The 11,524-nt window shown below is 73.0% G+C and carries 12 protein-coding genes; 4 read left to right on the forward strand and 8 right to left on the reverse strand.

What is annotated here, in order from left to right; translation table 11 throughout:
- Window positions 1-253, reverse strand: a 253-nt coding sequence (locus E1J50_RS23600; protein ID WP_207919278.1) for a hypothetical protein, incomplete at its 3' end; no start/stop codon positions are given.
- Window positions 254-406: 153 nt separating this feature from the next.
- On the reverse strand, window positions 407-820 hold the full coding sequence (locus E1J50_RS23605) for a VOC family protein (RefSeq protein WP_132256263.1): 414 nt from the start codon (window positions 818-820) through the stop codon (window positions 407-409).
- A 122-nt stretch (window positions 821-942) separates the two neighbouring features.
- On the opposite strand from E1J50_RS23605, the gene glpD reads away from it, so the two are divergent.
- Together glpD and glpK are read left to right on the forward strand one after the other, a co-directional pair.
- Window positions 943-2,481: a glycerol-3-phosphate dehydrogenase gene (gene glpD, locus E1J50_RS23610; protein WP_132256265.1), complete on the forward strand. Its 1,539-nt coding sequence runs from the start codon at window positions 943-945 to the stop codon at window positions 2,479-2,481.
- A gap of 58 nt (window positions 2,482-2,539) precedes the next feature.
- Window positions 2,540-4,048, forward strand: coding sequence for a glycerol kinase GlpK (glpK, locus tag E1J50_RS23615; RefSeq protein ID WP_132256267.1), 1,509 nt, complete (start codon window positions 2,540-2,542; stop codon window positions 4,046-4,048).
- Window positions 4,049-4,264: 216 nt separating this feature from the next.
- Here the strand turns inward: glpK and E1J50_RS23620 are convergent, their stop codons facing one another.
- The 4 genes from E1J50_RS23620 to E1J50_RS23635 form a co-directional block, all read right to left on the reverse strand.
- Window positions 4,265-4,849, reverse strand: coding sequence for a LysE family translocator (locus E1J50_RS23620; protein WP_425374964.1), 585 nt, complete (start codon window positions 4,847-4,849; stop codon window positions 4,265-4,267).
- Between the two features lie 190 nt (window positions 4,850-5,039).
- Entirely contained in the window at window positions 5,040-5,951 is a 912-nt protein-coding gene (locus E1J50_RS23625) for a DMT family transporter (protein WP_132256272.1), read from the reverse strand.
- A gap of 113 nt (window positions 5,952-6,064) precedes the next feature.
- A complete protein-coding gene (ada, locus tag E1J50_RS23630) occupies window positions 6,065-7,159 on the reverse strand; it encodes a bifunctional DNA-binding transcriptional regulator/O6-methylguanine-DNA methyltransferase Ada (protein WP_132256274.1) in 1,095 nt (364 codons plus the stop codon).
- Window positions 7,160-7,206: 47 nt separating this feature from the next.
- Complete coding sequence (locus E1J50_RS23635) at window positions 7,207-8,172, reverse strand: DNA-3-methyladenine glycosylase family protein (protein ID WP_425374963.1); 966 nt, start codon at window positions 8,170-8,172, stop codon at window positions 7,207-7,209.
- 81 nt (window positions 8,173-8,253) lie between these two features.
- Between E1J50_RS23635 and E1J50_RS23640 the strand changes: the two genes are divergently transcribed.
- Window positions 8,254-8,649 carry a hypothetical protein gene (locus E1J50_RS23640; protein ID WP_132256276.1) on the forward strand — a complete coding sequence of 132 codons (396 nt, stop codon included), beginning with the start codon at window positions 8,254-8,256 and terminating at the stop codon, window positions 8,647-8,649.
- Here E1J50_RS23640 and E1J50_RS23645 read toward each other — a convergent pair.
- Both E1J50_RS23645 and E1J50_RS23650 read right to left on the reverse strand, forming a co-directional pair.
- The gene (locus E1J50_RS23645) at window positions 8,604-9,080 is read right to left on the reverse strand and encodes a hypothetical protein (RefSeq protein ID WP_132256278.1); all 477 of its coding nucleotides are present in this window, start codon (window positions 9,078-9,080) and stop codon (window positions 8,604-8,606) included. The two genes, E1J50_RS23640 and E1J50_RS23645, sit on opposite strands and share 46 nt — an antisense overlap.
- 43 nt (window positions 9,081-9,123) lie before the next feature.
- A complete protein-coding gene (locus E1J50_RS23650) occupies window positions 9,124-9,780 on the reverse strand; it encodes a LuxR C-terminal-related transcriptional regulator (RefSeq protein WP_132256280.1) in 657 nt (218 codons plus the stop codon).
- A gap of 825 nt (window positions 9,781-10,605) precedes the next feature.
- Here E1J50_RS23650 and E1J50_RS23655 point away from each other — a divergent pair.
- Window positions 10,606-11,524, forward strand: a 919-nt coding sequence (locus tag E1J50_RS23655; RefSeq protein ID WP_245516719.1) for an ABC transporter transmembrane domain-containing protein, incomplete at its 3' end; no start/stop codon positions are given.

Consider the following 11,524-nt stretch of genomic DNA (forward strand, 5'->3'; position numbering starts at 1 on the left):
GCCTCGCCGCGGCGGGTGGGGGCGGCTCGCGCGGCGGGGTCACGGCCGCCGGCTCGGCCCGCCCCTCCGTCCAGGCGAGGGCGGGCGAGGCGCCGGGCGCGGCCGTGTCGGCGAGGAAGATGCCCTTCGGCGGGGCCACCGCCACGGCGGCGGGCATCAGGCTGACGATCGCGAAGGCGCCTGCGGCCACGAACAGCAGGAACAGGCCCGCCCCGAGGGCGGCGATGGCCGTGGGCCTCCAGCGCGACATCATGTCCCGACGCAACCTGCGCTTCCGATCGGATCGACGGTAACCGACCGGACGACGATTGCATAGGGACGGAAGCCGCCGCGCGAAGACCCTACAGTTGACCGCGAGAACTGATTCCAGGCGGCTGGACCGCGCGATCGACGGCGGCGAAGCGCCTCAATACCCGCGCCAGAGCCCCGGCGTGGCGATTTCGAGGAGATGGCCGTCCGGATCGCGGAAATAGAGGCTGGTGCCGCCGCGCGGCCAGTGCGTCCGGCCCTCGATCGGGATGCCGGCTCCCGCGAGATGCGCCTCCCAGGCGGCGAGCGCGTCGGCGGGGATGGAAAACGCCACGTGGTGGGGGCCGCTGCCGTCGTGGGGCGGGATCGTGCCGCCCGGCGTCTCGATCGGCTGCAGGGAGCCGCCGCGGGGAAACAGCAGGAGCACGCCGCGCCCGGCGACGTCGTAGCCGCGCATGCGAAAATCGCTGTGAAGGCAGGCCAAGCCCATCACGCCGCCGTAGAAGGCGTCGCCCCGGTCGAGATCCTCGACGTAGAGCACGGTCTCGAGAACGCCGTTCAGCGCCGGCATCGGCAGCCTCCGCTCGCCGCATCCGCGCGGCGCCGCCCCCGCGGGGGAAACGCGCGGGGGCGACTGCCCGGTCCCGGCCGCGTGGCCTATCTTGGCAACGGGGCGCGGACGGAGGCGGGAGCGTGGAGCACGGCGAGGTCGACCTTCTCGTCATCGGCGGCGGCATCAACGGCACGGGCATCGCGCGGGACGCGGCCGGCCGGGGCCTGCGCGTGATGCTCTGCGAGCAGGGGGACCTCGCGGAGGCCACCTCCTCCGCGAGCACCAAGCTGATCCATGGCGGCCTGCGCTACCTGGAGCAGTACGAGTTCCGCCTCGTGCGGGAGGCTCTGGCCGAGCGCGAGCGGCTGTTGCGGCTCGCGCCCCACATCATCTGGCCGCTGCGCTTCGTCCTGCCGCACGATGCCGGCCTGCGCCCGGCCTGGATGCTGCGGCTCGGCCTGTTCCTCTACGATCACCTGTCGCGCCTCGTGTCGCTTCCGGCCTCCGAGAGCGTCGATCTGCGCCGCTCCGGGCTCGGCGCGCCCCTGCAGGACCGGCTCACGCGCGGCTTCGCCTATTCGGATTGCTGGGTGGAGGACAGCCGCCTCGTCGTCCTCAACGCCCGGGACGCAGCCGACCGGGGCGCGGAGCTGCGCACCCGAACCCGGGTCGAGGCCGCCGAGCGGGTGGGCACGGGCGCGCAGGCGGCCTGGATCGCGCGGCTTTCCGACCTCGGCACCGGCCGCACCTTCCGCCTGCGCGCCCGGATCATCGTGAACGCCGCCGGCCCCTGGGTCGCGGGCGTCCTGGGCGGGACGCTCGGCCTCCCTGCCCGCGCCGGCCTGCGCCTCGTCAAGGGCAGCCACATCGTGGTGCCGCAGCTCTATCCCGGCGCGCAGGCCTACATCCTCCAGCAGCCGGACCGGCGCATCATCTTCGCCATCCCCTACGAGCGCGACTTCACGCTGATCGGGACCACCGACGTGCCCTATGACGGCGCGCCCGGCCCCGTGACGATCTCGGCCGAGGAGACGGAATATCTCTGCGCCTGCATCAACCGCTCGTTCCGGAGCCGGATCGGGCCTGCGGACGTGGTCTGGAGCTATTCGGGCGTGCGGCCCCTCTACGACGACGCCGCGGCCGACGCCTCCGCGGTGACGCGGGACTACGTGCTCGACCTCGCCGACCGGGACGGCGGCGCCCCCGTCCTCTCCGTGTTCGGGGGCAAGATCACGACCTATCGCAGGCTGGCCGAGCACGCGCTGGAGAAGCTGAGGCCCTACTGCCCCGGCCTCGGGCCGGCCTGGACCGGAGGGGCGGCCCTGCCGGGCGGCGACATAGCGGGGGCAGATTTCGCGGGGGCGGATTTCGCGGCCTTCGCCGGGCTGCTGGCGGGCAGGCACCCCTTCCTGCCGACAGAGACCGCCCACCGCCTCGCCCGCGCCTACGGCACGCGTGCGGAGCGGATCCTGTCGGGGGCGCGGAATCTCGCCGATCTCGGCGAGGGGTTCGAGGCCGGCCTCACGGCGGCCGAGATCGCCTATCTCCGGCGGGAGGAATGGGCGCGCACGGCCGAGGACATCCTGTGGCGGCGGACGAAGCTCGGCCTGCGCACCAGCCGCGAGGGCGTCGCGCGGCTCGAACGTCACCTCGCCCGCGCCGAGGCGGTCGCGGGATGATCGGGGCGGCGCGGACGCCGCGCCGCCGAAGCGGAACCAGCCAAGGGAGGGAGCGGCCATGTCGCGCTACGTCGGCGCCATCGACCAGGGCACCACCAGCACGCGCTTCATCGTGTTCGACCGGCAGGGCCGCGTCATCGCCTGCGCGCAGCGCGAGCACGCGCAGATCTACCCCAAGCCCGGGCAGGTCGAGCATTGCCCGCGGGAGATCTGGCGGAACACCCAGGCCGTGATGCGGGACGCCCTCGACGGGGCGGGCCTGACCCCGAAGGACCTGCTCACGATCGGCATCACCAACCAGCGGGAGACGACCCTGATCTGGGACCGCCGGACGGGCGAGCCCCTGCACAACGCCATCGTCTGGCAGGACACCCGCGTCGAGCCCCTCGTCGCGAGCCTCGCCCGCGAGGGCGGGCGCGACCGCTTCCGGGCCCGCACCGGCCTGCCGCTGGCGAGCTACTTCTCCGGCCTCAAGCTCGCGTGGCTCCTCGACCACGTGGAGGGCGCGCGCGCCGCGGCGGAGGCCGGCGACATCCTGTTCGGCAACGTCGACACCTGGCTCGTCTGGAACCTGACCGGCGGGCCGGAGGGCGGGCTCCACGTCACGGACGCGACGAATGCGAGCCGCACCCTCCTGATGTCGCTCTCCGACCTCGCCTGGGACCCGGATCTGTGCCGCGCCCTCGGCGTGCCGGAGGCCATCCTGCCGCGCATCGTCTCCTCCAGCGAGGTCTACGGCGAGACGCGGGCGCCCTTCGCGGGCGTGCCCATCGCCGGCATCCTCGGCGACCAGCAGGCGGCCCTGTTCGGGCAGACCTGCTTCCGGCCGGGCGAGGCGAAGAACACCTACGGGACCGGCTGCTTCCTCCTGATGAACACCGGCGCCGAGCCCGTGCCCTCGACCTGCGGCCTCGTCACAACGGTCGGCTACCGGCTCAGCGGGCAGGCCCCGGTCTACGCCCTCGAAGGCTCCATCGCGATCACCGGCGCCCTCGTGCAATGGCTGCGCGACAATCTCGGCCTCATCCGCGACAGCGCCGAGGTCGAGAGCCTGGCGGCGGGCGTCGCCGACAATGGCGGCCTCTTCTTCGTGCCCGCCTTCTCCGGCCTCTACGCGCCGCATTGGTGCGAGAGCGCCCGCGGGCTGATCATCGGCCTGACCCGCTACGCCAATCGCGGCCACATCGCCCGCGCGGCCCTGGAGGCCACCGCCTTCCAGACCCGGGAGGTCGTCGAGGCGATGGTCCAGGATTCGGGGATCGGCATCCGCGAATTGCGCACCGACGGGGGCATGGTCGGCAACGACCTCCTGATGCAGTTCCAGGCCGACATCCTCGACGTGCCGGTTGTCCGCCCGAAGGTTGCGGAGACCACGGCGCTGGGCGCGGCCTACGCAGCCGGCCTCGCCACCGGCTACTGGAACGGCCTCGACGACCTCGCGTCCCATTGGGGCGTCGACCGGCGCTGGGAGCCCGGCATGGCCGCCGCCGACCGCCAGCGCCTCTACGCGGGCTGGAACCGGGCCGTGAAGCGCGCCTTCGACTGGGCGGAGCCCGAGGAGGCCTGACTCCCGGAGCCCGGTTCGAAACGGGAGCGAGGGCCTGACGGCGCGGTGAGCAGAAATTTCGAGCGGGCCCGACGCGTGATCGGGCGCAGGCGGCACCGCCTCGCCGCCACGGTGGCGTGGCGCTGCCGCGCGGCTCGCGTCGCCCCCGGCCCCTCGCGACACGGTGCTTTGCCGACCACGCCTGCGCGGGCGAGCGGCACGATAGCGATCTCGGCCCTAGCGGCGTGCTTCCGTCGCCATGCGGACGGCAAGCCCGGCCAACACCGTGCCCATCATCCAGCGCTGCACGAGGAGCCACGCCGGCCGCTGCGCCAGGAACAGGGCGATGGAGCCGGCCGCAACCGCGATCGCGGCGTTGACCGTGACGCTGACCCCGATCTGGACGAAGCCGAGGACGAGGGACTGCGCCAGGACGCTGCCCTGCGCCGGGTCGATGAACTGGGGGAGCAGGGACAGGTAGAGCATGGCGATCTTGGGGTTGAGCAGGTTCGTCACGAACCCCATCGCGAACAGCTTGCGCGGCGCGTCGGCGGGCAGGTCGCGCACCTGGAAGGGCGAGCGGCCCCCCGGCTTCACCGCTTGCCAAGCCAAGGAGAGGAGGTAGGCCGCCCCTATCAGCCGCAGGGCGTCGTAGGCATAGGGCACCGCGAACACGAGCGCCGTGATCCCAAGGGCCGCGCACAGCATGTAGAAAACGAAGCCGAGCGCCACGCCGCCGAGCGAGATCAGACCGGCCGCGCGCCCCTGACAGATCGAGCGCGAGATCAGGTAGACCATGTTCGGCCCGGGTGTGAGGACCATCCCGAGCGCGACGAGGGCGAAGGCGAGAAGCGTCGTCGAGGTCGGCACCGCGGCGGTGCTCCTTGAGGGGGCGCAAGACCTCACCTTACGAGCAGGCGGCCTAGCCTGAAAGGGCGCCCGCGCGCGGCCGAGCGAGAGCGGCCGCCCGGAGAACCGATCGGGATTGGCTTCCGCGTTCTCCGACAGGCTCTCAGGCCGCCGGCCGGCGCCCCAGGCGCTCGGCCACCACGATCCCGCCGAGGACGAGCGCCAGCGCCAGCGCGTCGTTCCAGGCGAAGGGCTCGCCGACGAGGAGGACCGCGAGGGCCGCCCCGAAGACGGGGACGAGGTTCACGAACAGGCCGGCCCGGTTCGGGCCGATCAGCTCGACGCCGCGCATGAAGAAGAGCTGCGCCGTCAGCGACGGCCCGAGCCCGACGAAGGCGACGATGAGCCAGCCCTTCGGCGTCGGCCAGATCGTCTGCCCGGCCGCCCATTCGGCGAAGAGGAGCGGCAGCGAGGTGAGGAGGGCGGCCGCCGCCATCGCTGTGAAGAAGGTCAGCGCTGAGACCTTGGGGCGCGCCGGCAGGGCCACGGTGTAGCCGGCATAGAGCACGCAGGCCGCCAGCATCAGCACGTCGCCCTGGTTGAAGGCGAGGGTCGCCAGAACGCGCCAGTCGCCGTGGCTCGCCGCGACCGCCGCGCCGACGAGCGTGATCGCGACGCCGAGCGCCTGCCCGGCGCCCACGGCCCGGCGGTAAAAGGCGAGATTGAGGAGGATGACGAGGACGGGGATCGACCCCTGCAGCAGGGCGAGGTTGACCCCGCTCGTCAGGGTGCCGGCCGCGTAGAACAGGCTCGCGTAGAGCGTGTAGCCGCAGGCGCCCATGGCGAGCACGCGCCGCCAGCTCGGCAGGAGCCGGTCCCACTCGGCGAGGAGCGGCCGCCGCGCGACCACGCCGAGCACGGCGCAGGCGACCGCCCAGCGCAGGCAGGTGAGCGCCTGCGGCGAGACCTCGCCCACCGCGATCTTCCCCGCAGCCGCGTTCCCCGCCCAGAGAAGGGCGGTGAGCGTGAGGAGCGCGTAGGCCCGGCGGCCGGCTGACGGGGAGGACGGGGACATCTCCGCTGGAATCTCGCGGTGGCGGCCGGATCGGCCGGGCGGGGTCTGTTAGGAGATCGCCGCCCGGCGGGACAGCCCCCGCGGCGCAGCCCTGCCACCCCCTCGGCGGAGCCTCACTCCGCCCCGTCCTCGCGGGCGAGGAGGCGCCGCTTGCGCTCGACGCCGAAGCGGTAGCCGGAAAGCGCCCCGTCGGAGCGCACGACCCGGTGGCAGGGAATCGCGACGGCGAGCCCGTTCGCGCCGCAGGCCTGCGCCACCGCCCGCACCGCGCCGGGCGCGCCGATGGCGCGGGCGATCTCGGCGTAGCTCGCCGTGGTGCCGGGCGGGATCGTCCGGAGCGCCTCCCAGACCCGCCGCTGGAAGGCCGTGCCGCCGATGTCGAGGGGCAGGTCGAGCCCCTGGGCCGGCGCCTCGACGAAGCGGACGACCTGCGCGACGAGAGTCCCGAACGGGGCCTCCGCCGGCCGGATGTCGGCCTTCGGGAAACGCTGGCGCAGGTCGCGCTCCAGCGCCTCCGGCCCGTCGCCGAGCAGGATCGCGCAGAGGCCGCGCCCGGTCGCCGCGACGAGGACCGTCCCGAGGTAGCAGGGCGCCGTCGAGAACTCGATCACCGTGCCGACGCCGCCTTCGCGATAGGCCCGCGGCGTCATGCCGAGCCGGGCGCCGGCGCCCGCGTAGAACCGGCTCGCCGCGTTGAACCCGGCCCCGTAGACCGCCTCGGTGACGCTGCCGGCCGTCCGCAAGCCGTCGGCGACCCGCGCGCCGCGCCGCGCATCGGCGAAGGCGGCCGGCGTGACGCCGGTCAGCGCCTTGAAGACCCGGTGGAAATGGAAGGCGCTCATCCCGGCGGCGCGGGCGAGGTCGGCGAGCGGGGGCACGCCCTCGGCACGCTCGATCAGGCGGCAGGCGCGGGCGACCGCCTCGGCCTGCCGCTCCCGGCGCGAGGGCTCGTCCGGGCGGCAGCGCCGGCACGGACGGAAGCCCGCTTCCTCCGCCGCCTCGCAGGTCGCGTGGAAGGCGACGTTCCCGGGATTCGCGCGCCGCGCCCGGCAGCTCGGCCGGCAATAGACCCCCGTCGTCCGCACGGAATAGACGAAGCGCCCGTCCGCCTCGGGATCGCGGCGCTCGAGCGCCGCCCAGCGCGCCGCATCCTCGTCCGCCGCCTCGCCCGCCTCGATCGCGGTCACCAGCGCTGGCCTCGCCACCATGAGCCACTCCCGTCTCGTCCCGGAGCCCCTCGGCTCGCGTTCCCGGCTCACCCTCGCCCGTCCGCTCCGGCCTCGCATCCCGGCGCTTGCTCGGCAATCGCTGCCGCGTCCGCGGTCCAGAGATGCATCACGGCGTAGGAGCGCCAGGGCCGCCAGCTCTCGGCCCGCGCGAGCAGTTCCGCGGGCGACGGGCGCCCCCGGCCGGAATCGAGCGCCCGCAGGAGGCCGATATCGCCGGGCGGCAGGGCGTCCGGCTCCCGCAGGGCGCGCATGGCGATGTACTGCGCCGTCCAGGCACCGATGCCGGGCAACGCCGTCAGCCGCGCCACCGCGGGTTCGAGCCCCTGGCCGGGGGCGAGCAGGTCCGGCTCCCGCAGCAGGGCGGCGGCGAGGGCCTGGATCGCCCGCCCTCGGGCGCGCGGCATGGCGAGGGCCGCGGACACGTCCGCCTCGGCCAGCCGCTCCGGCTCCGGGAACAGGTGCGTCAGGCCGTCGCCTCCGGCGGCGAGCGGCGTCCCGAAGGCGGCCACCAGGCGTCCCGCCAGCCGCGTCGCGGCGGCGACCGAGACCTGCTGCCCGAGGATCGCGCGCACGGCCATCTCGAACCCGTCCCAGGCGCCCGGCACGCGCAGGCCCGGCCGGGCCGCGACGAGCGGGGCGAGGACCGGATCGCGCGAGAGGTGCCGCGCGATGGCCTCCGGATCGGCCTGCGTGTCGAAGATCGCGATCAACGTCGCGAGGCTCCGCGGGAGATCGCGATCATCCTCGCCGAGATCACCCTCGACGATCAGCCCGCCCGGCCCCGGCCGCACCGTCACCGTCCCCTGCCGCGTCCCGAACCGGACGGTGCGCCGGTAGCGCCCGGCCTCCACCCGCTCCACGCCCGGGATCGCCCGCCCCGCCAGGAAGGCCGCCATCGCGTCCCAATCGTAGGGCGCCCGCACCGGCAGGAGATGGCGCCCGCCCGCCTCCGTCACCGCGCCGCCCCCGGCCTCCGTCTCCCCGAAGACCAACGCCGGACGGCCCCCTCCGGAGAGTCGACGCGGGATGGTCCTGCATGCCACAACCCCTGGGTATAGGTGGGGTGGGGCATCGTGAGTGAGAGCGGAACAGCGCCCGGCGTCACGTTCAGCGTCGAGATGGGGCCGAGCAATCCGCGCCTCCGCATTCAGATCGGCGACCGGTCGATCCCGGTGGAGATCAGGCCCGATCAGGCGAACCAGCTCGCCCTGTCGCTGCTCGCCGCCAGCGCCGTCTGCTCGCCCGGACACCCCCGTCCGCAGGAGGGCGAGCGGATCGAGCCGGTGCACCTGCCCGTGATCGGCTGGCAGACGGGCAGCCTTAGCGCCTCCCGCCTGCCGGTGATGGTGGCCCACCTCCTCGGCGGCGCGCAACTGGTCCTGCGGTTCTCGGTCGACCAGGCGATCGCCTGCGCCAGCGCCCTTCACTCCGTCGGCGAGAGCCTGCGCTCGCGCCCGCCCGCCGCCTGACGGAGTCGCCGGACGGGCATTTCGAGGAAGTCGGCATCGGTCAGAGCGGCGGCGAGGAAGCCGAACAGGCCGGCATGCAGCAGGATCGCGGCGAGGCCGGGCTGCTGCACCTGCCAGAGGGCGAGCGCACCCCCCGCCATCAGGGCCGGTGCTGCGACGTAGACGGCCTGCCTCCAGGGCACGGCCGGGCGCCGGAGCCGCCAGAAGCAGGCGACGAGCGCGGCCAGGGCGAAGGCGCCCTTGAGCGCGGCCATGAAGCGGACGAGCCGGAGGAGGTCGGACTCCGTATCCGCCGCCCCGCCACCCGCGGCGAGGACGGCCAGCACCGCCGCGACGGCGAGGCCGAGCATCACGGCGCGTCGCGTCCGCCCGTCCGCCGAGCCGGGCGCCTCCGTTCCCGGAAACGCAGGAACCATCGCCGCGTCGCGCATCCCGCACCTCTCGTCCGCGGGGAGGATAGGGCTGAGCGCAGAGCTAGGAAAGCCCGGGCGTCTCCGCCCATTTCATCGCGCCCGAGCGATCCTTCACGCCGAGGGCGCGGTAGAGCGCGTTGGCATGGACCTTCACCGTGTTCTCGGTGAGCCCCAGCGTCTTGGCGATCTCCTTGTTGGACAGGCCGGACCGAATCAGGCGCAGCACGTCGAGCTGGCGCGGCGTCAACCGGAAGGGTTGCGCGTTGCGCCGCTCGGATCCGGGCTCGCCGCCGGCCTCCGCCGCGAGGGGCAGTTCCACGAGATCGGGCGGCACGAAGATGCCGCCCTCCATGATGAGGCCCACCGCGCGGATGATCTCCGCCGGCTCGAAGGTCTTCGCGACGAAGCCGTGCAGGCCCGCCCGAAGGGCGAGGAAGATGTCCTCGCGACGGGAAGCGGCGGCGAGCGCGGCGATGCGCAGGTCCGGATAGACCTCGCGCACGCTGCGCAGGCTCAGCGGGTTGCCGATCCCGGGGGTGGCGAGATCGAAGGAGGCGAAAACGATCTCGCGGTGCTCGTCGAGCATCTGGAGCGCTTCGTCGAGGGAGGCCGTCTCCAGGACCGTGGCGAAACCGCAATCCCGCCGGAGCAGCGTGCCGAAAGCCTCTCGAAACAGCCGATGCGTATCGACGACCAGCGCGTGGGAGGGGCGTGTCATGGGCGACAAGCCCGGCAGGGGTGCAGGGCCCCCGGCTCGGCGCCGCTCGGGCGGGCGACGGCCGGCGACCACGCGGACGCCCGGGCTCCCGCTAAGGTGAGCGCGCCGGATGCGCGACGGGACGAACGCTCGTCCCGAGCCTCACATCCGCAGCGGCCCAGGCAGAACATGGAACCCGCAATCCTGATTTCGCCGAACAGCGACGTAGACGTCATCATCACGCATCGAGCACATCAACATGGCCCGCATACGCATCCAGCGAAAGATAGGGCCTTTACACTAACATAACGTCAAATGTTGAGCTTCGTACGGTAGTGTACATCTTGGAAAGGAGTTTTCCACCGCAGCTGTCGAGCGGTCGCCTGGAGGAACGAATTCCAGGCCGACAACCCTCGCTTTCCGACGGAAGCACGGACCTATGCGTCTCGCGCCGAAAATCACCTTACTCTCTTGCCTGCTCGGGGCGACGAGCCCAGTCTGGAAGACTGCTTGAGGAGCAGCCTCTTCATGGAATTTCATGGGCGCAGGCGGCGTGGTCGTTGGGTTGCGCCGGAGGCGCGGCGGGCTCTCGTATCATCCGAAAGAGGCGACGGCGCCGTCGAAAAGCAATCCTGTGTTAAGCGTCATTAGAAATCGCGCGTCGTGCATCGATGATTAGGGATTAGTCCTTAGGACTAGCGACAGATAGTTCTGGATTCCCATCGTACGAACCGTCTACAAAACCTCGGCCTCGGAGGATCGATCGCTGTGAAGAGTGAACGCAACTCGGTCGAGATCGTGTCGGCGTTGAGCCGATGCCGGACGGCGTTCATCGGCGTTGGGGTGATGAGCGGTCTGGTGAACGTGCTCTACCTGACGGGCTCGTTCTTCATGCTCGAGGTCTACGACCGCGTCATCCCGAGCCGCTCCGTGCCCACGCTGGTCGGCCTCGTGGCCCTCGCGCTCGTCCTCTACGCCTTCCAGGGCCTGCTGGAGATGATCCGCTCCCGCATCCTCGCCCGCGTCGGCGCGGCGCTCGACGAGGCCCTCTCCGCCCGCGTCTTCGACCTCGTCGTGCGCGCCCCCCTCAAGGGCGCCGCTCCCGGCGACGGCCTCCTGCCCCTGCGCGACCTCGACGCCCTGCGCAGCTTCCTCGCCGGCGCCGGGCCCGGCGCCTTCTTCGACCTGCCCTGGATGCCGATCTACCTCGTCATCTGCTTCCTGTTCCATCCCCTCATCGGTGTCGCCGCCATCGTCGGCGCCGTCGTGCTGGCGCTCGTCACCTTCGTCACCGACCGCGCCACCCGCACCCCCGCCCAGGCCGCCACCGGCCACGGCCTGCGCCGCAACGGCCTGGCCGAGGCCGGCCGCCGCAACGCCGAGGTGCTGGCCGCGCTCGGCATGCAGGGCCGCCTCGGCGCCCGCTGGGCCGCGGCCAACCGCGACTACATGGACGCCCAGCAGCGCGTCTCGGACGTCGCCGGCGGCTTCGGGGCCGGCTCCAAGGTCTTCCGCATGGCCCTGCAATCGGGCGTGCTGGCGCTGGGCGCCTGGCTCGTGATCAACAACATGGCCACCGCCGGCATCATCATCGCCTCCTCGATCCTGGTCTCGCGCGCGCTCGCCCCGGCCGAGCTCGCCATCGCCAACTGGAAGGGCTTCGTGCAGGCCCGCCAGGCCTGGGTCCGGCTCTCCGAGCTGCTCGCCCGCATCCCCGCCGTCGGCCAGCCCCACGCCCTGCCCGCGCCCGCCCGCTCCCTCGCCG

This window comes from Methylobacterium segetis (assembly GCF_004348265.1).
Lineage (GTDB): Bacteria > Pseudomonadota > Alphaproteobacteria > Rhizobiales > Beijerinckiaceae > Methylobacterium > Methylobacterium segetis.

Coding starts and splice junctions, on each gene's coding strand:
- E1J50_RS23605 (WP_132256263.1), bottom strand. CDS start 820: ATGCCGGCGCTGAACGGCGTTCTCGAGACCGTGCTCTACGTCGAGGAT.
- glpK (WP_132256267.1), top strand. CDS start 2,540: ATGTCGCGCTACGTCGGCGCCATCGACCAGGGCACCACCAGCACGCGC.
- E1J50_RS23620 (WP_425374964.1), bottom strand. CDS start 4,849: ATGGTCCTCACACCCGGGCCGAACATGGTCTACCTGATCTCGCGCTCG.
- E1J50_RS23625 (WP_132256272.1), bottom strand. CDS start 5,951: ATGTCCCCGTCCTCCCCGTCAGCCGGCCGCCGGGCCTACGCGCTCCTC.
- ada (WP_132256274.1), bottom strand. CDS start 7,159: ATGGTGGCGAGGCCAGCGCTGGTGACCGCGATCGAGGCGGGCGAGGCG.
- E1J50_RS23645 (WP_132256278.1), bottom strand. CDS start 9,080: ATGCGCGACGCGGCGATGGTTCCTGCGTTTCCGGGAACGGAGGCGCCC.
- E1J50_RS23650 (WP_132256280.1), bottom strand. CDS start 9,780: ATGACACGCCCCTCCCACGCGCTGGTCGTCGATACGCATCGGCTGTTT.